The organism is Kribbella aluminosa, from assembly GCF_017876295.1.
Classification (GTDB): domain Bacteria; phylum Actinomycetota; class Actinomycetes; order Propionibacteriales; family Kribbellaceae; genus Kribbella; species Kribbella aluminosa.
Genome location: NZ_JAGINT010000002.1, coordinates 4,262,566 through 4,284,177 on the forward strand (window position 1 = coordinate 4,262,566; position 21,612 = coordinate 4,284,177).

A 21,612-nucleotide genomic window follows, 5' to 3' on the forward strand; every position below is an offset into this window, starting at 1 on the left:
TGTCCAGTAAGGCAGCCGGACTCCCGCGGCCGGTCCGGACACCTGTGGTTGAGCCGTCTCGCCGCGCAGATCCGGTAGGCCGATCGCGAGGCCTGACCGTGCCGACGGGGACGTCCAGCGCGACGGCGGCCGCCTGCTGGTCGGGGCCGGACCAGTCCACGTTCCTGCCGCCCCGGGCATCTTTGAGAACCCACCAACCGCTTTTCGCGACGCGATACGGCTGGTGGGTTCTCAAAGCGTAAAGCTCCCCAAACTGGGTTGGGGAGGCCTACAACACTCCCGGACCACCGCGATTGCCTCACTGGGGTACCGCCTCCAGCGAACTGATGGCCCGACCTCGGAAGCAGGACACTAATATGTCTGGAACTTGTCCACCTGCTGCTCTGGAGGCCGTCGAGTGACTTCCGTACGTCCTGATACTGCTGCTGCTCTGTTCGCCGAGGTCGCGGCGGCGCAGGGGGACAGCAAGTTGCCGTCGGTGAATGCCGGGGTGGTTCGGGGCGGCGACCTGGTGTGGACCGGGGCGCGTGGGCTGTTTGCCACGGTGGATGGTGGGTTGCCGGGGGCGGATGTGCAGTACCGGATCGGGTCGATCACCAAGACGTTGACGGCGGTGCTGGTGATGCAGTGCCGGGACGACGGGTTGCTGTCGCTGAACGATGCTGTCGGCAAGCATCTGCCGGGCGTCGCGTTCGGGGACCTGGCGATCCGGCACCTGCTCGCGCACAGCGGCGGGATGAACGCGGAGCCCGAGGGGCCCTGGTGGGAGCGGAATCCGGGGGTGTCGTTCGACGAGCTGACCGCGGCGATGAACGACGCGCAGGCGGTCGGGCCGGCGGATCGGCGGCACCACTACTCGAACCTCGGGTACGGGCTGCTCGGCGAGATCGTCGCGCGGCTGCGCGGTACTGCCTGGCGGGACCTGGTCCAGGAGCGGATTCTCGGGCCGTTGGAGATGCGGCGTACGACGTACTTCCCGGAGGCGCCGGCGGCGCAGGGGTTCTCGGTGCACCCGTTCAGCGGGCAGCTGGACCCGGAGCCGGTGTACGACTCGGGCGCGATGGCGCCGGCGGGGCAGTTGTGGAGCACGCTCGAGGACCTGGCCCGGTACGCGGCGTTCTGGATCGACCCGGTGCACGAGATCCTCAGCCGGGACACGGTCGAGGAGATGGCGACGCCGGTCGCGGCCGATCCGCGCGAGGGGCTGACCGCGTCGTACGGCCTCGGGCTGCGGCTGATCGCGGACGATCCGCGGCTGCTGATCGGGCACACCGGGTCGATGCCGGGATTCCTCGCCGGGCTGTTCGTGGACCGGGTCCGCCGGATCGGTGCGGTCACGCTCGGCAACGCGACGTACGGCCGGGTGGCGTCGCTGGCGCCGGACCTGATCCGGATCCTGGCGAAGTACGAGCCGCCGGTCACGCAGGAGTGGGTGCCCGAGCCGCCGCTTGCCCAGGGCACCGATCTGCTCGGCCACTGGTACTGGGGCAACACGCCGCTCACGATCACGGTCTGCGGCGGCATCCTGCAGCTCTCCGGCGGCCTCACCACCCGGCTCGCACCGCTCGGCCCGGACCGCTACGAGGGCCGCGACGGCTACCTGGCCGGCGAGACCCTGCACGTGCTCCGCGACAGCGACAGGATCGATCACCTCAACATCGCCACGTTCGTCCTCACCAGAACGCCTTACGGACGGTAGTCTGTAGCGGACCGCATGGAGTAGATCAGGGGTAGATCGCCCGGCTACTACCGGGAGGGCGCAGGTTTCGAATCCTGCCTCCATGTCTGAGCGCTGTCCGACGGACGGGGGTTCGGGATGGGGTACGCGACGGGTCGGCTGCAGCGCGCGCTGGAGCGGGCGCTGGTGGCCGAGGACCCTGCGGTACGACGGCGCGCGGCGGCGCGGGTGGATGCGTGGCGCGAGGCGCTCGACGCGATGACCTCCGGCCGGACCGCGCCGGGGGAGACCGAGCGGCTGAACCTCCGGTATCTCGGCGACGAGGGGCTCGCGGAGCTCGGGCAGGCTTTGCGCACCGGTCGCTACCGCGTCGACGTACCGGAGGACTCGGCGTTGCTCGTGGTCGCCTGGCTGCTCGAGCACGGGCACGACGCCGCGGCCCTCGACCTGGTGGCGGAGCTCCGTCCGCTGATGCACCGGCTGCGGTTCACGCCCGCGTGGAGCACCACGCCGTCAGGGGCGGTGGTACGGCGGAACACGGTGGACGAGGTACGCGCTCAGTTGCGGCAGGCAACGGTACGGCCGCAGATCGCCGCGACGCGGGAGACGCTCCAGGTGTGGAACCCACTGTACGACCGGCTGGTCGCGCTCTGGTGCGACACGGTCGACGGGGATCTGCCCTACCTGACCGATGGCGCGGTCGAGGGCGGCTGGCCGTGCCGGGTGTGGCCGGACGACTGGGTGGAACGGCGGCGCCGGTGGCTGGAGGACTACAAGCTCGCGGCCGAGCTGCACCAGCCCCGGCCTTGGAGGAGCAACTTCACCCGGCTGCGAATGGCGCTGGAGCTCTGCCCCGACGACAGCTCGGCGCTCGACGGGCGAGCGGTCGGCTGGATCCGCCGCGCCCTGGCGAACACGATCAGCGCCCGCGGTACGCCGGGATCCGCCGACCGCGAGGCCTTACGCAGGAGTCAGCGTGAGGCGGCGGCGCAACCGGCGTACGCGACCTTGGCGCACGTCCTGAGCGCGCGGCTCGACGCGTTTCCGCGTGCGGGCGGGCTGCCGGAGCTCGCGCCGATCGCGGGTCCCGTCGACTGCACGGAGGCGCCGGCGGCGGCCGGTGCGGCGATCCCGGCACACCTGCTGGCAAAGGCGGCGCGGGCACTCGAGGCGCCGATCGGTGAGCTGGTCGAGCGCGGCGTCATCGGCTCCGGCGAGGTGCTCGCCGAGGTGATCCCGCAGGTCACGGCACAGTTGCTGGCGGCAAACATCGGGGATCCGGCGCTGGCCTTGGTGTACGCACAGACCTGCGCGGCGTTCCGGCGGCGGCTCGACCTGGGGTATGCGGGGCCGCAGTTCGGGGAGCTGCCGTGGGTCGATGCGATCGTGCCGTACCGCGATCACAGCCCGCACGCGACGCGGGCCGCCGTGCAGACGTTGCGCGAGACAACGACCGTGGCGCTCGGGGCGTTCCCGGAGCGGGTCCTGCCGAATCAGCTGGTCCGGGAGTTCGGCGAGCTGGCGGCGACGGCGGGACTCCAGTTGCCGTTGGTGGAGGACGTTGCCGGGTTCACCGGGACGTGGCGTGCGGCGGCAGTCGTCACGAGCCGGGTGCTGGCCGGGTCGTTGTACGCCCGGTACTACGACCTCCCGGCCGACTGGCCGACGACGCGGATCCGTTGGCGCCGGGCCGACGACTTCGTGGAGGCCTGCAACCGCCGGGCCGCTGGAGCGAACGGGGCCATGCTGGAGCAGAGCCACATCCTCACCACGCGCAACCTCGCCGTCCTGGTCGACGCACTCGACCTGACCGACTGGCTCCGGGAGGCCGCGCCGGAGCTGGCGGATCGAGCGTTCGCGTGGGCGCTCCGGCAACCGGCCTCGTCCAAGGGGCTGAAGGGCGCGGCGTCCGCGTGGCGCCAAGGAATCTTCTACCTCAGTTACTGCGATCCCGGCCGGACGCTGGGCGGACTGCGCCGGCCCGCGCACCTCGAAGCGGCCGTGACCGGTCTGCTCGAGGTGGCGTCCGGGAAGCGCTTCGACGCCGCCGGCCGCACCTCCAACGGCGGTCGCAGGCTGCTGGGCAGCGTGAGGATCGCCACTCCCGCGGGTGCGTGAGTTGACACGGTGTGTGCTCCCGGCGAAAGTTAGGGCTGCCTTAGTAAGGGTTGCCTTACTCGACAACTTCCCGGGAGAACTGGATGTCGCAGCCCGCGCGGCTCACCGCCGTGACAGCTACGCATGTACCGCCCGCACCCGTCCGCGATCCGTTCGCCGCCCGCTGGCCGCTGGCCTCGACGGTAGCGGATCGTGAGCGGGGACCGTTGCCGCACGGTTCGCCGGGAACGGTACTGCGGCGTGCCGCCGAGGTGCTCGGTGAGCCGCGGGTGCCGTCGACCGGCGTAGGGGAGTCGGCCGCGCTCGACCTGATCGCGGGACTGCTCGACGAGCACGGGATCGACCTGAGCCACCCGCACGCGGCAGCGCACCTGCAACCGCCGGTACTGCAGGTCGCGGTCGACGCCGACGCGCTGGCGTCCGCGAGCAACGCGTCGCTGGACACGTACGATTCCGGTCCTGCGACGCTCGCGATCGAGCAGTGGGTGGTTCGGGCACTGGCCACGCTGGCCGGCTTCGGCGCGCAGGCTGACGGTGTGCTGACGCCCGGCGGGTCGATCTCGAATCTGCTCGCGGTGCTGATCGCCCGCGACAGCGCCGCCGCCGCGGCCGGTGTCGACGTACGGCGGAACGGTCTGCAGGGTTTCGACCGCCCGGTCGTGTTCTGCTCCGAACTCGCCCACTTCTCCGTTCAGCGAGCCTGTGCCGCCCTCGGGCTCGGTGAGGAGGCCGCGATCACGATCGCCGCCGACGAGAACTTCCGGATGCGCACCGACGTCCTCACCGCCGAGCTGGCCAAGCCCGGCCGTACGCCGGTGGCGGTGATCGCGACCGCCGGTACGACGGACTTCGGATCGGTCGACCCGATCGCGCCGATCGCCGAACTGGCCCGGGAGTACGGCGCCTGGCTGCATGTGGATGCGGCGTACGGGTTCGGGGCGCTGTTTTCCGACCGGCTGGCGCCGCTGCTCGCGGACGTGGCGCTGGCGGACTCGGTGACGCTGGACCTGCACAAGATCGGCTGGCAGCCGGCTGCGACCAGCGTGCTGCTGGTCGCGGACCGGAACCGGTTCGCGGCGTTCGACCGTTCGGTGGACTACCTGAACCCGGCGGACGACATCGACTCCGGGCTGGACGGGCTGCTCGGTCGAAGCCTGCAGACCACGCGCCGGCCGGACGCGGTGAAGGTCGCGACCACGCTGACGGCGTACGGGCGGGCCGGGCTGGGAGCGATGCTGGACGTCTGCCACGAGCTGGCGCACGCGGCCGCGGCCCGGGTTGTTGCTGACAGCAACCTTGAGCTGCTGGCGCCGGTGACCTTGACGACGGTGGTGTTCCGCGTCGCCGGGCAGGGTACGTCGGACGAGCTTCAGGGCGAGGTGCGCCGCCGGCTGCTGACCTCCGGGCGAGTGCTGATCGGCCGGACCAAGTTGCCGGCTCGCGACGGTCGTCCGGCCGTGGTCGCGTTGAAGCTGACGTTGCTGAACCCGAACGCGACCGTGACGGACATCGAGGACCTGCTCGATCAGGTCGTGGCCACCGGCCTCGACGTCCTGACCGGCGAAGGAGCCGCGTGAGTACTGCAGTCGCCGCACATCTGAACGCGATCCTGCGGTGCTACACGCGGGAGTCGTCCGTACCGGTCGCCGTCGGATTGTTGACATTCGACATTGGACAGTCGACCGTGACGGCGCGCGTCGAGCACGCCTCGCGGACCGGGCTGCACCAGTTCACCGACGTACTGCTGGACGGCGTACCGCCCGCGCCCGCGGAACTCGTGCGGGTGCTGTCGGCGGACGCCGATCCGGCGGAGGTCGACGATCTGGCGGCGCGGACGGCGGAGTCGGTGCGGAACGTCGAGCTGTTCGTGGACCAGGCCGACGGTGAACGCGGACCGGGGCGCTTCCTCGAGACCGAGCAGGCGTTGCTGTTCGGTCACCTGAACCACCCGGCGCCGAAGAGCCGGGACGGCCTGAGCGGCGCCGAGCTGGCGGCGTACTCGCCGGAGCTCGGCGGCCGATTCGCAGTGCACTGGTTCGAGGCCGACGCCGAGCTGGTGTCGTCGGACCAGGTGGCCGGCGCGCCCTCGCTGCAGGGACTGGACGCTTTGCAGCTGATGGGCGCGCTGGCCGGTATCACCCCGTCGCCGGGCCGGGTGCTGATCCCGGCCCACCCGTGGCAAGCCGCGGCGGTGCTGCAGCGGCCCAGGGTCGCGGACCTGATCGCGGCCGGCCGGGTGCAGGCGCTCGGCCCGCACGGCGCGCAGTGGTACCCGACGTCGAGTCTGCGGACCGTGTTCCACCCGGATCTGCCGGTGATGCTGAAGCTCTCGCTCGGCCTGCGGATCACGAACTCGCGGCGCGAGTCGACGCCGACCGAGCTGCGCCGGGGCCTGGAGATCAACCGGCTGCTGGACGCGGCGTACAACGCGGGCACGGCGACCGCGCATCCGCGGTTCGGCATCGTCCGCGACCCGGCGTGGGTCGCGCTCGACGAAGGCGGGCCGACGCTGACCGGTCTCGACGTCGCGGTCCGAGAGGTGCCGGCGGACGTCAACAGCTACGCCTGTCTGGCGGGCCTGGTCGCGCCGCGTCCGGGCAGTGTCAGCCGGCTGAGCGCCTTCGCCGCCGAGGATCCGGCGGGCTGGACCTCGTCGTACATCGACAACGTTCTGGTGCCGATGCTGCACCTGTACGCCGAGACGGGCATCGGGCTGGAGGCGCATCAGCAGAACACACTGGTGCGGCTGGACGGCGCTGGGCGGATCAAGGGCGGCGCGTATCGCGACAACCAGGGGTACTACCTCGCCTCGTCGTACCTGCGTGGTCTGCTCGCCGTCACCGGGCTGCGTGACTCGACGCTGGCGGTTGTGGACGATCGGATTGTCGACGATCGACTGACGTACTACCTGCTGCACAACCAGGCGCTCGCCGTCGTCGGGTGCCTGGCCGCGGACGGGATCGCCGACGAGGCGGAGCTGCTCGCTGTCGTACGCGACCGGCTGACGTACGCGCTGCCGCTGCTGAAGGCCGCTGGACCGGACGGCGACCGGCTCGCGCGTCGGTGGCTCGAAGCGGAAACCCTGCCGTGCAAGGCGAACATGCTGACCCGGCTGCGCGGTATCGACGAGGTAGTCGCCCCGCTGGACGCGCAGTCGGTGTACCTCGACATCCCGAACCCGCTGCGGTGACGTCGTTTGTACTGCGCCCGGCCGACCCGTCCGACGCCCCGCGGATCGCGCTGTGGATGGCGCAGCCGCACGTACGGCGCTGGTGGCACCAGGGCTGGTCCGTGGAGCGCTGGGCCCAGGAGATCGAGCTGCAGGCGGCGGGGGAGCACTCCCGGCCGTGTGTGGTGACGCTGGACGCGGAGGAGTTCGCGTACGTCGAGCTGTACCGCGTCCGGCACGACCGGCTGGCTGAGTACTACCCGTACGACGAGGAGGACTGGGGCGTTCACCTCGCGATCGGCGACGGCACCCGGGTCGGCCGCGGGCTGGGGCGCCAATTGCTCCGGGAGGTCGCGGACACGGTGCTGCGGTCAGAGCCGGACTGCACCCGGGTCGTGGCGGAGCCGGACATCGAGAACACGCCCTCCGTCCGCGCGTTCGCGGCGGCGGGGTTCGTCCAGTACGGACAGCTACGGCTGCCCGAGAAGACAGCAGTACTGATGGTCCGTACCCGGGCCGTGCAGGAGGCATGAGATGTACGACGTGATCGCGATCGGCTGCGGGCCGTTCAACCTCGGGCTCGCAGCGCTGGCGGACGGCGTGGACGACGTACGGCTGGCCGTCCTCGACAGTCGGCCGGAGTTCACCTGGCACCGCGGGCTGATGTTCGAGGACGCGATGCTGCAGGTATCGTTCCTGGCGGATCTGGTCAGCCTGGTGGAGCCTGCGCACCACCTGTCGTTCCTGTCCTTCTTGAAGGACAACGACCGGCTGTATCAGTTCTACGTGCGGGAGAAGTTCCACCCGACGCGACGGGAGTACGAGGCGTACCTGCGGTGGTGTGCCGCGCAGTTGGACTCGCTGCACTTCGGGCACCACGTACGGTCGGCCGAGTGGAACGGGTCGGCGTTCGACCTGACCGTGGAGCGCGGGGACGCCGTCGAGCACTTCGAGGCGCGACACCTGGTGGTCGGTGTCGGCACCGAGCCCTTCGTGCCTGCGGCGCTGGCAGGGCTGCCTGCTGAGCGGTTCTCGCACTCGGCGGACTACCTGTTCCGCCGGGACGACCTGCTGCGTGCAGGGCGCGTAACGGTCGTCGGCTCCGGTCAGTCGGGTGCCGAGTGCGCGCTGGACCTGCTGCGCGCTGACGGTCCTGCCGTGTCGTGGCTGACTCGTACGCCGTCGTTCGCGCCGCTGGACTACTCCAAGCTGGTGCTGGAGATGACGACACCGTCGTACGTCGACTACTTCCATGCGCTGGACGAACCGGTACGGGACCGGCTGGTGAAGGAGCAGTGGCGGCACTACAAGGGCATCTCGTCGGAGACCCTGGACGACATCCACGACGTCTTGTACACAAGGGATCTGGCGGCGGAGCTCCTGTGTGGCGTGGCCGTCGTGTCGGCGGTGGCGCGTGCTGACGGGCTGGAGCTGACGATGCTGCACGCGGACAGCGGGAAGACGTTCCAGCACACCACGGATGCTGTTGTGGCAGCGACGGGCTACCGGAACCGTCCGCTGCCGTTCATGGATTCTTTGCAGGACAAGCTCGAACACGACGCTGCCGGCCGCTGGGTCATCAACCGCGACCACAGTGTGCGTGGTGCGTTGGAGGGGCGCGTCTTCTTGGCCAACGCAGACCTGCACAGCCACGGCGTTGCCGCACCGGACCTCGGCATCGGTGCTGTCCGTAACGCAGGCATCCTGAACAGTGTGGCCGGACGTGAGGTGTTCCGGCTGCCGAAGTCCACTGCCTACACGACGTTTGCGATCCCGGGATGAACGCCTGGACGCGTTGCTCGTCGGAGCTGCTGGCGAAGCTCATCTCCCAGTTCTGCACGGAGGGGTTGCTGGAACCGGTCGAGAATCGCCTGGAGTTCGGTGCGGTGTCCTACCTGTTCGAGGCGACCCGTGGCGGGTTCGGAAGCTGGCGGGTCGATCCGGCGTCCATCCGACGTACCACGGCCGGCATCCTCGGCAACGACGAGAGCGAGCCTGCTACCGACCCGATCCAGTTCTTCGTCGACGCCGCCGACGTACTGGGAGTCGACGGGTCCACTGTCGCCGGATACGTCGCTGAGCTCACCAGCACGCTCGCTGCCGACGTACGGATGGCCGAGACCGCAGTACCTGCTGCTGACCTGCTGGAGCTGCACCACAGCCGCCTGGAAGGGCACTTGACCGGCCACCCGCTCCTGGTCGCCAACAAGGGTCGCCTGGGCTTTTCCGCCGCCGACAGCGCGCAGTACGCCCCAGAGGCCCGTACGCCGCTGCACCTGGTGTGGCTCGCCGTACGCCGTGGTCTCGCCGAGTTCCGCGGTACGCCGGACCTCTCCGAGCACTCCGTTATCGCTCGGGAGCTCGACCGGGCCACCGTGTCGGCGTTCCGGACGCGGCTGGACGACCCGGACGCGTACGTCTGGCTACCGTGCCACCCGTGGCAGCTGGACCACGTCGTACGGACGCAGTGGGCGCGGGAGCTGGCGACGGGCGAGATCGTCGTACTGGGAGAGAGCCCGGACGAGTACCTGCCCACCCAGTCGATCCGCACCGTGGTCAACCTCAGCCGGCCGGACCGGTACCAGGTCAAGCTGCCGCTGAAGATCCTCAACACCGCCGTCTACCGCGGCACCCCGGAGCACTGCACACTCGCCGCCCCGATGATCACCCAGTGGCTCCGCGGCCTCTGGTCCCGCGACGACGTGTTCCGCACCCTCGGCACCGAACTCCTCGGCGAGGTCGCCTCCGTCACCGTCCCGCACCCGCAACTGTCCACCCACCCCGGCATCCCGTACCAGTGGACCGAAACCCTCGGCTGCATCTGGCGCGACCCCGTCGACCCCCGCCTCCGCGACGGCGAGACCGTCTGGCCCCTGGCCGCCGTACTGCACCCGGGCTTCACCGAAGCCGCGGTCGCCCGCTCCGGTGCCGACCCGCAAACGTGGCTCGCCCACCTGGTCGCCACCCTCCTCCGCCCCCTGCTCCACCTCCTCCACCACTACGGCATCACCGTCAACCCCCACGGCGAGAACCTCGCCGTCATCTGCACCCCTGAAGGCCTCCCCACCCGCCTGGTCATCAAGGACCTGGTCGACGACATCAACCTCTCCACCACCCCCATCGTTGCCCGCGGCCCCGAACCCGACTCCCATACCCGGGTCCTCCCCAGAAAACCCTGGCCGATCCTCCGTCAGTACATCGTCGACGCCCTCCTCCTCGGGGTCCTCAACCCCCTCACCGCCCAATCCCCGATCCCCGACAAGACCTTCTGGGGAATGGTCCGGGCGGAAGTGGACCTCTACAGCCGAACGAACCCACAGCACGCCGACCGGCTGAACGCCACTGCCCTCACCGGACCGTCCTTCCTCCGCTATCCCCTCAACGGCTACCGGCTGACGCTCGGGTACGCCGACCTGGACACCCGTCCGCCGATCCCCACCACGGGCACTGTGCCGAACCCGCTGCACACCGCACCCAGGCCCCACTGAGGCGGGTTGTGACGTAGGCTGGCGCGGTCTGTCGATCGTCCAGATCGGTGTGACGACCACGGGGAGCACCACAATGCATACTGGGCACACTGGGAATTCTGGGAATGTCGAGCTTGCGAGGGCTCAGCAGGAGCGTTGGGACTCGGCGTACGCGCGGCGGCCCGAGTTGCACGGGGTGGAGCCGTCGGCTGCGGTGCGGCGGGCGGTGGAGTTGTTCGGGGCGGCGGGGATCGTCGACGTGCTGGAGCTGGGGGCGGGGCACGGGCGGGACGCGCTTTTTCTGGCCAGGCACGGGTTCAGCGTGCATGCGACCGACTTCAGCGAGACGGCGCTCGACCAGTTGCGGCACGCGGCGCAGCGGGAGGGGCTCGACGACCGGGTGACGGCGGCGTTGCACGACGTACGGGATCCGCTGCCGCCGGCCGACGCGACGGTGAACGCGGTCTTCGCGAATCTGCTGCTGAACATGGCGTTCTCGCCGTCCGAGCTGCGGTCGCTGGTCGCCGAGATCCACCGGGTGCTCTGCCCGGGCGGGGTTTTCGTGTACGCCGTCTGGTCCGCGGACGACCCGCAGGCGGAGCACTGGCAGCAGTTGGAGGACGGGCTCGCGGGGCACGACGGGTTCGTCGGGCGCTTCTTCGACAAGGAGCTGGTCGGTGCGCTCGGCGAGGACTGGAGTCTCGACGAGGTCACGCCGTACCAGGAGGAGCAGCGCCTGATGCTGCGCGTGACGATGACGAAAGCGGCACCCGAAAGCTAAAGCTGGCTCTAGGTGTCAGATTGCAGTGTGATCACCAAAGCGAAGAGCCGGATTGACGTTCCCCGCAGGTTCCGACAGGCTTCTGAACCGCGTGTCACCTTCGACCATCGGAGATAGCAATGCAGTGGTACATCGACGTCCTCAAGAAGTACGCCGTGTTCGACGGGCGGGCGCGGCGCAAAGAGTACTGGATGTTCGTGCTCTTCAGCGTCGTCGCTTCGATCATCCTGTCGCTCATCGACCGGATCCTCGGGACGACCTACAACAACGGCACCAGCGGCGTCCTGCAGACCATCTACAGCCTGGCGGTGCTGCTGCCGACGATCGGCGTGGCGATCCGGCGGATGCACGACACCAAGCGTTCCGGCTGGTGGATCCTGATCAACCTCATTCCGTGTATCGGGTGGATCTGGTTCATCGTGCTGGCTGCTCAGGAAGGCACCGCGGGTCAGAACGAGTACGGACCGGACCCGAAGGCGGCCGAGCGGTTCGGCGGCCCGGGCCAGGCGGGTCCGGCCGAGCCGGGCTACCCGACGGTCTGACCGTACTGGCGCAGTACTGGCGCAGTACTGACGCAGTACTGGCGCAGTACGAACGAACGCCCCGCCGGTCGGCGGGGCGTTCGTCGTTCTAGCTGGCCTGGCTCACGCTGGACATGTTGTAGTCCGGGATCAGCAGCGGTGGGGTCGCGGTGCGGGAGAAGTAGTCGCCCCATTCGCGGGAGAACGACGGCACGGTCGCGCCGGCCGCGGTGAAGCGGGCCAGCAGGTCGACCGGGCTCTCGTTGAAGCGGAAGTTGTTGACCGCGCCGGTGACCTCACCGTTCTCGACCAGGTAGACGCCGTCGCGGGTCAGCCCGGTCAGCAGCAGCGTCTGCGGCTCGACGACCCGGATGTACCACAGGCAGGTCAGCAGCAGGCCGTTGTCGAGGCCCGCCACCAGGTCGTCGGTTGTACCGGTCGCGCCGTCCACCGAGAGAACGTAGTTCTCGATGCCGGGCGTGGCCGTCGGTACGTCGATCAGGTCCGCGGTGTAGCGGCTGGTCATCAGGTGCTCGAGCTTGCCGCCGCGGATCCAGTCGGTGGCGGTCAGCGTGAGGCCGTTGTCGAACACGCTCGACGAGCCGCCCGACGAACGGGCCACCGCGAACGCGAACGCCTCGAGCCCCGCGAGCGCCGGGTCCGAGTGCAGGTTCACGGGCTGCGACGACAGCGTGTCGCCGATCCGTGTCCCGCCGCCGGACTTCGAGAACACGGTCTGGCCCTCGAAAGCGTCCCGGCCGTCGAGCTGCCAGTACAGGTACGTCATCAGGTCCGCGACCGCGGCCGGCGGCAGGATCGTCGGGTGCCGGCCCGCGTCGACCGACACGGTGCGCCCAGCCCAGCCGAGGCGGCGGGTCAGCTCGGTGTCCAACGAGAGGGCGTCGACGTCGGTGAAGTCGCGGGTCGCCGTACCGACCCACGCCGAATGGGCGTCGTTCTTCCCGGTCGAGGACACGTACCCACGGGGGAGGGCCTGGCGCAACCGCAGCCCCGTCGAGGATCCGACGTACAGCGTGACGACCTCGTGGTTCGCGAACCCGTACAGCCGGCGCTTCTCGGCGGCGGCCCGCTTCAGCGACTCCCCGAGCGACGGCGCGAACTTCTCGTACACACCGACCGTGGTCTCCTCCGGCTCGAGCGCCCAGTCCGCCGACGCCGTACCGTCGACGAGCGGCCGCGCGTCCTCGGCGGGACCCGCGGCGCGGGCGGTGGCGATCGCGGCGGAGACGATCTCGCGGAGCGTGTCCTCGGTGACGGACGAGCGGCCGATCACGCCGGCCGCCGTACCCTCGCCGGAGCCGACCGTGGCGATCACGGTCACGCTGGATCCGCGCATCGCGCCGTTCGTGGTCAGGGTGTTGTTCGCCCAGCGCAGGTTGGTGCTGGAGGTCTCGGCGACGAGTACGACGCAGTCGTCGGCGCCTTCGGCCGCCGCCAGGGCCAGGCCCCGCTCGACGGTGTCCTGCGGGGTGAGCTGTACGGCGGTCACCGGCCGGCCTCCTGGGTGGTGTTGAGAATGCGTACTCCGCGGAACAGCGCGGACGGGCAACCGTGGCTGACCGCGCCGGACTGCGAGGGCTCGGCCTTGCCGCAGTTCAGCGCGCCGCCGAGGACGTAGGTCTGTGGGCCGCCGACTGCCTCCATCGAGCCCCAGAAGTCCGTCGTGGTCGCCTGGTACGCGACGTCACGGAGCTGGCCGTCGAGCTTGCCGTCGGTGATCTTGTAGAACCGCTGACCGGTGAACTGGAAGTTGTACCGCTGCATGTCGATCGACCAGGACTTGTCGCCGACGATGTAGATCCCGTTCCGCACCCGGCTGATCAGCTCCTCGGTGGAGGGGCCGTCCGCGGCGGGCTGGAGCGAGACGTTCGCCATTCGCTGGATCGGGATGTGGCCGGAGGAGTCGGCGTACGCGCAGCCGTTGGAGCGCGGCGTACCGAGGACGTCCTCGTTCTTCTTCGCCATCCGGCGGTCCACCTGGTACCCGACCAGGATGCCGTCCTTGACCAGGTCCCACTGCTGGCCGGCGACGCCCTCGTCGTCGAACCCGACGGTGGACAGGCCGTTCTCCGCGGTGCGGTCGCCGGTGACGTGCATGACCGGCGAGCCGTACTTCAGCGTGCCGAGCTGGTCGAGGGTGGCGAAGCTGGTGCCCGCGTAGTTCGCCTCGTAGCCGAGCGCGCGGTCGAGCTCGGTGGCGTGGCCGATCGACTCGTGGATGGTCAGCCACAGGTTGGACGGGTCGACGACCACGTCGTACGTGCCGGCCTCGACGCTCGGCGCGGCCAGTTTCTCGGCCAGCCAGCCGGGGATCTGGGCGAGCTCGTCGTCCCAGTTCCACCCGGTGCCGGTCATGTACTCCCAGCCGCGGCCGGCCGGCGGAGCCGTGGACGACATCGAGTCGAAGCGGTCCTCCGCGACGCCGTGCGCGGTGATGGTCGGGCCGATCCGGACGCGTTGCTGGGTGTACGACGTGCCGGCGGAGTTCGCGTAGTACTTGCACTCGTGGATCGTGGCGACGTGCACGCTGACGTGGGCGACCCCGTCGGCCTTCAGAACGCGGTCACTGTAGTCGGTGAGCAGGGCGACCTTCTCGGCGCGCGGGACGCTGAACGGGTCGATCTCGTACGACGAGATCCAGGTGACGTCGTCGTACACCGGCTCGTCGGCGAGCTCGATCGTTTCCGCGTTGATCGGCCGCGACACCTGCGCCATGTTGACGGCTTGCTCGGCGAGCACCACCGCCTCGTCGACGGTCAGCGCGACACCGGCCGCGAACCCCCACGTGCCGTCGTGGATGACGCGCACGGCGAGGCCGAGGTCCTCGTCGTCCTTCGCGCTCTCCAGCACACTGTCGCGCAACGAGATGGACTCCGACCGGATCCGCTCCAGCCGGAACTCGGCGAACGTGGCGCCGAGGTCGCGGGCACGGTGCAGGGCGGCCGCGGCCAGCTCCTGCCGGGGGAGAGCGAGGAACGCTGCGTCGATATCAGGCACGAACCCGACCCTATACGCGGCCCCCACAATCTCCGGGGGTGCATGCACAGGACTGAAACCGAGCCGGGCCGCCCGGCTGTTGCCGTGTGGGGGCGTGGCGTCTACGGACCGGCGGGGTAACAAATTTGCAAATAGCAACGGTTTCTTTCCCCGCTGCCGGGTCCAATCCGCGATCCCGGCGCGATCGCGCCTCCACCCGCCGCACCCACGCTGCTGCACCGAAGTTCACGCGCAAGGTCGATCAGGACAGTGTCAGCCACCTGAGGACTTCGCGGTATGCATTTGCCGGCGGGATGTGGCCGCCGATGTAGAAGCGGCGTTCGGCGGCGGGGATGGCGGCGGCCAGGTGGTCGGCGTACTTGCCGGCGCGGTCGTCGGTCGAGCCGTGCCAGAGAGTGACCGGGACGTGGATGTCGCCGAGGTCGAAGCCCCAGGGCTTGGCGAACGCGACGAGGTCGTCCTCCCAGCCGTCGTGGCCGGTCACGAACGTGGCAGTGAGCCGGGCCATCGCGGCAGGGTCCTCGCGGGCGGGTGGGCCGGGGGCGGCGCCGGGGTCCGGGGGGATCTCCGGGCCACCGGCCTCGACCGCGGTCATGATCGAGCGGGCGGTTTCCTCGAGCTCGGGTCGCAGGTCGCCGTGGAGTGCCTTCCAGGAGGTCCGGTTGCGGCGCGGGTCCGCCGCTTCCTCCTCCGCGGTCGGCTCGGGACCGTCGACGATCGGCGGCGAGATGCTCCCGGTCACCGCACAGCGCGTGACCCGGTCCGGCAGCAGGGCAGCGCACGCCAGCGCGTGCGGTCCGCCGCCGGAGCCGCCGGTGACCGCGAACCGTTCCCACCCGAGCTCGTCCGCCAGCGCCACCACATCCGGTACGACGGACGCGACCGTCCGCCCGGGCTGCCGCGTCGACCCGCCGTAGCCAGGCCGGTCCGCTTGCGCCAGCCACACGCCCGACCCGGCGATGGACCCGACCGCATCGGGCCGCTTCCACCGCGTACTCGGCGAACCGCCGAACGAGATCGCGGGCAGGCCGCCCTCGGTGCCGTACATGTTGTACAGAACGATCCGGTCGCCCACCCGCACGAAGCCTTCCATGCAGCGGAGCGTAACCGCCTGGCTAGAGCTAACCGAATGTGGAGTTATCAACCCGAGATTCTCGGGATTCGAGATGCGGTCGGTGTGGTGGAAGGATGCGGCCTAGGTTTTGTCGGCTGTGTGAATCACCAAACAATCTGACCCGTCGGGAGCCCTTGTGAGTACCTCGGTCGCCGGGACCGTATCGCCCACCCGGCAAGCGATGCGCCGGGCGCGGCGCGACCGCAGCGCGCGGGTCGGGTTCGCCCTGGTGCTGTTGCTGATCCTGATCGCCGCCGCCGCGCCGCTGCTGGTCCGGCTGGCCGGTCAGGACGCGACGACGTACCACATCGACCTGCTGGATCCGGCCCGCGGCAACGCGCCGCGGGGTGCGGCCGGCGGGATCAGCGGCACGCACTGGTTCGGGGTCGAGCCGCTGACCGGCCGGGACATGTTCTCGATCGTGGTGCTCGGCCTCCGGACGTCGCTGGTGATCGCGATCACTGTCACGCTGATCACCACCGTGATCGGCACCCTGCTCGGGATCAGCGCGGCGTACTTCGGCGGCTGGTTCGACGCGATCGTGTCCCGGCTGCTGGACTTCCTGTTCGGGTTCCCGCAGCTCGTCTTCATGATTGCCCTCGGCATCATCGTCCCGGCGAAGGTGTCCCGCTCGCTGCTGCTGATCGGCGTGCTGAGCGTCTTCGGCTGGGCCGGCCTGGCGCGGCTGATCCGCAACCAGGCCCGTTCGCTGGTCACCCGCGAGTTCGTCGAGGCGGCCCGCAGTGTCGGCTCGACCGGCTGGATGGTGATCACCCGCGAACTGCTGCCGAACCTGCTCGGCCCGGTGCTGGTGATCGCGACGCTGGCGATTCCGGGGTACGTCGGTGCCGAGGCGGCGCTGTCGTTCCTGGGCGTCGGCGTACCACCGCCGACACCGAGTCTCGGCCGCTCGATCTCGGACTCGATCGCCTGGGTGTACACCGGCGCGGATCCGTGGTTCCTGCTGTTCCCGGGCGCGATGCTGTTCCTCGCGGTGCTCGGCTTCACGTTGCTCGGTGACGGCGTCCGGGACGCGTTCGACGTGCGGCTGCGGAGGACGAGCTGATGCCCGATCTCCTGTGGTTCGTCGTCCGCCGGCTGTTCGCCGCCCTGCTGGTGATGCTCGCGCTCAGCCTGGCCGTCTACCTGGTCTTCTACGCGATCCCGGCCGACCCGGCGCATCTGGCCTGCGGCAAGCCCTGTACGCCGGACCGGCTGGCGCAGGCGCGGCACTTCATGCAGTTCGACCAGAGCACCCTGCAGCAGTACCTGAACTTCCTGAAGGGCATCTTCGCCGGCCGTACGTTCGGCGACGGCGCGGCCGCCGTGCACTGCGACGCCCCGTGCTTCGGGTACTCGTTCCCGCTCGGCCGTCCGGTGACCACGCTGATCATGGACCGGCTCCCGATCACCGCCTCGATCGCGATCGGCGCCGCCGTACTGTGGCTGCTGCTCGGCGTCTCGCTCGGCGTGGTCGCCGCGCTGAACCGGGGCCGGATCCTGGACCGGCTGTCGGTCGGTGTCGCGCTGCTCGGGGTCTCGACGCCGTCGTTCCTGCTCGGCCTGCTGGCGATCCTGGTGTTCGGGTTCTGGCTGAACATGGTCCCGGTCAGCGGGTACGTCCCGCTCACCGAGAGCCCGGTCGGCTGGGCCTGGCACCTGGTCACGCCGTGGATCGTGCTCGCGATCCTGAACGCGGCGTCGTACATCCGGCTGACCCGCTCGCAGATGCTCGAGGAGCTGAACCTCGACTACATCACCACGGCCCGCGCGAAGGGCGCCGGCGAGGCCCGCGTGGTGATCACCCACGGTCTGCGCGGCGTCCTGGTGCCGGTGATCACGCTGTTCGGCCTCGACCTGGGCAGCCTGCTCGGTGGTGCGATCCTGACCGAGAAGGTCTTCAGCATGCAGGGTCTCGGCGACCTGCTGATCAGCGCCGTCGGCCAGCTGGACGTGGCCGTGGTCGTCGGCGTGACGTTGTTCTCGGCGTTCCTGATCATCCTCGCGAACCTGGTGGTGGACATAGTGCACGGTGTGCTCGACCCGAGGGTGAGCCATGGCTGAGCAGCTGAATGGGCCGGTGCTCGAAGTACACGACCTGCGTGTCACGTTCGCGACCGAGAACGGGCCGGTGCCGGCCGTCGACGGCATCGACTTCGCCGTCGCGCCGGGGGAGACGCTCGCGATCGTCGGCGAGTCCGGGTCCGGGAAGAGTGTCAGCTCCGCCGCCGTGATGGGCCTGCTGCCGTCGAACGCCGACGTCACCGGCGAGGTCCTGCTCGACGGCCGCGAGCTGACCGGCCTGCCGAACGACGACCTGCGCAAGATCCGCGGCAACGACATCGCGATGGTGTTCCAGGACGCGCTGTCCGCGCTGAACCCGTACTACACCGTCGGCTGGCAGGTCGCCGAGGCGTATCGGCTGCACCACGACGTCTCCAAGAAGAACGCGCACCAGCGGGCCGTCGAGATGCTCGACAAGGTCGGCATCCCGGACGCGGCGCGGCGCGCGGAGAGTTACCCGCACGAGTTCTCCGGGGGAATGCGGCAGCGGGTCGTGATTGCTATGGCTCTGGTGAACGACCCGAGAGTGCTGATCGCGGACGAGCCGACGACTGCACTCGACGTCACCGTGCAGGCACAGATCATGCAGCTGCTCGACGACGTGCAGGAGGAGTTCGGTACGGCGCTGGTGCTGATCTCCCACGACCTGGGCGTCGTCGCGGAGGTCGCGGACGACGTCTTGGTGATGTACGCCGGCCGAGCGGCCGAGCGCGGTACCGTCCGGGACATCTTCTTCCGGGCCGCCCACCCGTACACCATCGGTCTCCTCGGCGCGATGCCGCGGGTCGACGTACCGCCGAAGCCGCGGCTGACCACGATTCCGGGCAGCCCGCCGACACCCGGGTCGATCACCACCGGGTGCCCGTTCCAGCCGCGGTGCGCGTACACGGAGCTGGTGGGGGAGCGGTGCATCACCGAGCGCCCCGAGCTCACGCCCCGTCCCGGCGAGGGCGATCACGAGGCGGCCTGCCATCTGGGCCGGAGGCCGGCGGATGTCTGACGAACTGCTGAACCTCAAGGACGTCCGGAAGTACTTCGGCCTGCGCGGCGTCCCGTGGCGGAAGGCGCAGGCGGTCCGCGCGGTCGACGGCGTGAACCTCGTCGTCCGCAAGGGCGAAACCCTCGGTCTGGTCGGCGAATCCGGCTCGGGCAAGTCGACCCTCGCCCGGGTCGCGACCCGGCTGCTCGACCCGACCGCGGGCCGGGTGGAGATCGGCGGCAAGGACGTCACCCGGATCAAGGGCCGCCGGCTGCGCCCGATCCGCCGGCAGGTCCAGATGGTGTTCCAGGACCCGCAGGCGTCGCTGAACCCGCGGCAGTCGGTGGGCACGATCCTCAGTACGCCGTTCCGCGCGCAGGGGATCCGCCCGTCGCGGACCCAGCTCGTCGAACTCCTGGAGCAGGTCGGGCTGTCCGGGCAGCACCTGGAGCGGTACCCGCACGAGTTCTCCGGCGGGCAGCGGCAGCGGATCGGGATCGCCCGGGCGCTGTCGGTGAAGCCGGAGCTGCTGGTCTGCGACGAGCCGGTGTCCGCGCTCGACGTGTCGGTCCAGGCGCAGGTGCTGAACCTGCTGGCCGACCTGCGCGACGAGCTCGGCCTGTCGTACGTGCTGGTCGCCCACGACCTGGCCGTCGTACGGCAGGTGGCCGACCGGATCGCCGTCATGTACCTCGGCACGATCGTCGAGGAAGGCCCCGCGGCGCAGGTGTACCAGTCGCCGGCGCATCCGTACACGAAGGCGTTGCTGTCCGCCGTGCCGGTGCCGGAGCCGGGCGTGGTCCGGGAGCGGATCGTGCTGACCGGCGACGTACCGACCCCCATCGACCCGCCGTCCGGATGCCCGTTCCGGACCCGTTGTTACAAGGCCGAGGACGTCTGCGCGACGGAACGACCAGTGCTCGAACCCGTTGACGGGCAAGCCGGGCACCGGGCCGCCTGCTACTTCCCTGAGCCCCCATCCCTTGAGAGGACCGAATGAAACACCTATCGAGAGCGGTTGCGGTTGCAGCCGTTCTGGCGCTCGCGGCGACTGCCTGCAACGCCAACAACAAGTCCACCAGCAGTGGTGGCAGTACGGCGGCGGCGGAGCAGGGCGGGACCTTCCACGTGCTCAGCACGGCCAAGGAGATCAGCCTCGACCCGGCCAAGAGCCAGAACCTCGGCACCAGCACGATCCACCTCGTGCTGCGCGGCCTGACGTCCTGGAAGACGTCGCCGGACAAGGCGGCCGAGCTGGTCCCGGACCTGGCCACCGGCACCGGGCAGGTCAGCGACGGCGGCAAGACCTGGACCTACAAGCTGAAGTCCGGCCTGAAGTACGCCGACGGTACGCCGATCGTTGCCGCCGACATCAAGTACGGCGTGGAGCGCTCGTTCGCGCCGGAGCTGTCCGGCGGCCTCGGGTACCACAAGTCGCTCCTGGTCGGCGGCGACAAGTACACGGGTCCGTACAAGGGCGGCGAGCTGGCGTCGATCGAGACCCCGGACGACACCACGATCGTCTTCAAGCTGAACAAGCCGTACGGCGACTGGCCGTGGATCGTCAGCATGCCGGCGTTCTCGCCGGTACCGAAGAAGGCCGACACCGACCCGGCGCACTACGGCGAGAAGCCGGTGGCCAGCGGGCCGTACCAGGTGCAGACCTACACGCCCGGCTCCAAGCTGGTGCTGACCCGGAACCCGAACTGGGACAAGTCGACCGACCAGGCGCGCACCGGTCTGCCGGACTCGATCGTCACGGACATGGGCCTGCAGCCGGACGTGGTCAACCAGCGGCTGATCGCGGACTCCGGCGATGACAAGAACGCCGCCGCGACCGGGGTTTCGGTACCGGCCGCGCTGATCCCGACGATCACCGGCAACCCGGCCGTCAAGTCCCGCGTCGCCACGTCGCCGTCCGGTGCGCTGGCGTACCTGGCGATGAACACGAAGCGGCCCGCGCTGTCGAATCCCGCGGTCCGCAAGGCGATCGAGTACGCCGTCGACAAGCAGGCGGTCCAGGTCGCGCAGGGCGGCCCGGAGTTCGGCGGGGAGATCGCGTCGACGCTGATCACGCCGGGCATGGACGGGTACAACAAGTACGACCTGTACCAGGCGCCGCCGGCCGGTGACCCCGAGAAGGCGAAGCAGCTGCTGCAGGCGGCCGGTGTCAGCAACCTGAACCTCGTACTGGTCGCCGACAACACGTCGAGCGGCGCCGCCGGCGTGGCCGTCGCGCAGGCGATCCAGCAGGGCCTCAAGCGGGCCGGGATCAACGTCACGATCAAGCCGATGGACAACACCCCGCTGACCGACCTGATCACCGGGAACAAGGCCGACTTCGACCTGACGGTGTCCAGCTGGCTGCCGGACTTCCCGAGCGCGATCGGCAACATCCAGCCGCTGTTCGCGTCCTCGGAGATCGGCAACGGCGGGTACAACATCTCCCGCTACTCGAACCCGGCGGTGGATTCGGCGATCGCCGCCGCCACCGCCGAGTCCGACCGCACCAAGGCGGCCGGGTTGTGGGGCGCCATCGACAAGCAGGTCATGCAGGACGCGCCGATCGTCCCGCTGATCTACGCCCGGAACGCGTTCCTGCACGGCTCGAAGGTGCAGAACTTCTACCTGCCGCCGTACCCGCCGTACCCGAACGTGCTGATCGTCGGGCTCAGCAAGTAGTCCAGGGCAAGCAGTTCAGGG

17 protein-coding genes and 1 tRNA gene are annotated in these 21,612 nt (G+C 69.9%); 15 read left to right on the forward strand and 3 right to left on the reverse strand.

Annotation, left to right across the window (positions count from 1 at the left end; genetic code table 11):
• Positions 1-397: 397 nt before the first annotated feature.
• From JOF29_RS41350 to JOF29_RS41395, 10 genes are all read left to right on the forward strand, one after another.
• Positions 398-1,699 (forward strand): serine hydrolase domain-containing protein, encoded by a 1,302-nt coding sequence (locus JOF29_RS41350; protein ID WP_209699733.1) that lies wholly within the window; start codon positions 398-400, stop codon positions 1,697-1,699.
• 14 nt (positions 1,700-1,713) lie between these two features.
• A tRNA-OTHER gene (locus JOF29_RS41355) sits at positions 1,714-1,785 on the forward strand.
• Between the two features lie 31 nt (positions 1,786-1,816).
• Positions 1,817-3,796, forward strand: coding sequence for a hypothetical protein (locus JOF29_RS41360; protein WP_209699734.1), 1,980 nt, complete (start codon positions 1,817-1,819; stop codon positions 3,794-3,796).
• A gap of 83 nt (positions 3,797-3,879) precedes the next feature.
• Positions 3,880-5,373 (forward strand): pyridoxal phosphate-dependent decarboxylase family protein, encoded by a 1,494-nt coding sequence (locus JOF29_RS41365; protein ID WP_209699735.1) that lies wholly within the window; start codon positions 3,880-3,882, stop codon positions 5,371-5,373.
• Complete coding sequence (locus JOF29_RS41370; RefSeq protein ID WP_209699736.1) at positions 5,370-6,986, forward strand: IucA/IucC family protein; 1,617 nt, start codon at positions 5,370-5,372, stop codon at positions 6,984-6,986. The genes JOF29_RS41365 and JOF29_RS41370 overlap by 4 nt, the downstream gene beginning before the upstream one ends.
• A complete protein-coding gene (locus JOF29_RS41375; protein ID WP_209699737.1) occupies positions 6,983-7,498 on the forward strand; it encodes a GNAT family N-acetyltransferase in 516 nt (171 codons plus the stop codon). Before JOF29_RS41370 ends, JOF29_RS41375 begins: the two co-directional genes overlap by 4 nt.
• 1 nt (position 7,499) lies before the next feature.
• Entirely contained in the window at positions 7,500-8,747 is a 1,248-nt protein-coding gene (locus JOF29_RS41380) for a lysine N(6)-hydroxylase/L-ornithine N(5)-oxygenase family protein (RefSeq protein WP_209699738.1), read from the forward strand.
• Positions 8,744-10,453: an IucA/IucC family protein gene (locus JOF29_RS41385; RefSeq protein WP_209699739.1), complete on the forward strand. Its 1,710-nt coding sequence runs from the start codon at positions 8,744-8,746 to the stop codon at positions 10,451-10,453. Before JOF29_RS41380 ends, JOF29_RS41385 begins: the two co-directional genes overlap by 4 nt.
• A 73-nt stretch (positions 10,454-10,526) precedes the next feature.
• A complete protein-coding gene (locus tag JOF29_RS41390; protein ID WP_209699740.1) occupies positions 10,527-11,213 on the forward strand; it encodes a class I SAM-dependent methyltransferase in 687 nt (228 codons plus the stop codon).
• 119 nt (positions 11,214-11,332) lie between these two features.
• On the forward strand, positions 11,333-11,755 hold the full coding sequence (locus JOF29_RS41395; protein WP_209699741.1) for a DUF805 domain-containing protein: 423 nt from the start codon (positions 11,333-11,335) through the stop codon (positions 11,753-11,755).
• Positions 11,756-11,843: 88 nt separating this feature from the next.
• Here the strand turns inward: JOF29_RS41395 and JOF29_RS41400 are convergent, their stop codons facing one another.
• The 3 genes from JOF29_RS41400 to JOF29_RS41410 all read right to left on the reverse strand — a co-directional run bounded on the left by JOF29_RS41400 (position 11,844) and on the right by JOF29_RS41410 (position 15,845).
• Positions 11,844-13,244 (reverse strand): metallopeptidase TldD-related protein, encoded by a 1,401-nt coding sequence (locus tag JOF29_RS41400; RefSeq protein ID WP_209699742.1) that lies wholly within the window; start codon positions 13,242-13,244, stop codon positions 11,844-11,846.
• Positions 13,241-14,752 carry a TldD/PmbA family protein gene (locus JOF29_RS41405; RefSeq protein WP_209699743.1) on the reverse strand — a complete coding sequence of 504 codons (1,512 nt, stop codon included), beginning with the start codon at positions 14,750-14,752 and terminating at the stop codon, positions 13,241-13,243. The genes JOF29_RS41400 and JOF29_RS41405 overlap by 4 nt, the downstream gene beginning before the upstream one ends.
• A 241-nt stretch (positions 14,753-14,993) precedes the next feature.
• Positions 14,994-15,845, reverse strand: coding sequence for an alpha/beta fold hydrolase (locus JOF29_RS41410; protein WP_209699744.1), 852 nt, complete (start codon positions 15,843-15,845; stop codon positions 14,994-14,996).
• A gap of 157 nt (positions 15,846-16,002) precedes the next feature.
• Between JOF29_RS41410 and JOF29_RS41415 the strand changes: the two genes are divergently transcribed.
• Genes JOF29_RS41415 through JOF29_RS41435 form a run of 5 tightly spaced genes read left to right on the forward strand, consistent with a single transcriptional unit; the run spans position 16,003 to position 21,591 of the window.
• On the forward strand, positions 16,003-16,932 hold the full coding sequence (locus JOF29_RS41415) for an ABC transporter permease (RefSeq protein ID WP_209699745.1): 930 nt from the start codon (positions 16,003-16,005) through the stop codon (positions 16,930-16,932).
• Positions 16,932-17,930, forward strand: a complete 999-nt coding sequence (locus JOF29_RS41420) for an ABC transporter permease (RefSeq protein WP_209699746.1) — start codon at positions 16,932-16,934, stop codon at positions 17,928-17,930. Before JOF29_RS41415 ends, JOF29_RS41420 begins: the two co-directional genes overlap by 1 nt.
• A complete protein-coding gene (locus JOF29_RS41425) occupies positions 17,923-18,930 on the forward strand; it encodes an ABC transporter ATP-binding protein (RefSeq protein WP_209699747.1) in 1,008 nt (335 codons plus the stop codon). Before JOF29_RS41420 ends, JOF29_RS41425 begins: the two co-directional genes overlap by 8 nt.
• Positions 18,923-19,909, forward strand: coding sequence for an ABC transporter ATP-binding protein (locus tag JOF29_RS41430; protein ID WP_209699748.1), 987 nt, complete (start codon positions 18,923-18,925; stop codon positions 19,907-19,909). Before JOF29_RS41425 ends, JOF29_RS41430 begins: the two co-directional genes overlap by 8 nt.
• Positions 19,906-21,591: an ABC transporter substrate-binding protein gene (locus JOF29_RS41435; RefSeq protein ID WP_209699749.1), complete on the forward strand. Its 1,686-nt coding sequence runs from the start codon at positions 19,906-19,908 to the stop codon at positions 21,589-21,591. Before JOF29_RS41430 ends, JOF29_RS41435 begins: the two co-directional genes overlap by 4 nt.
• Positions 21,592-21,612: the final 21 nt, after the last annotated feature.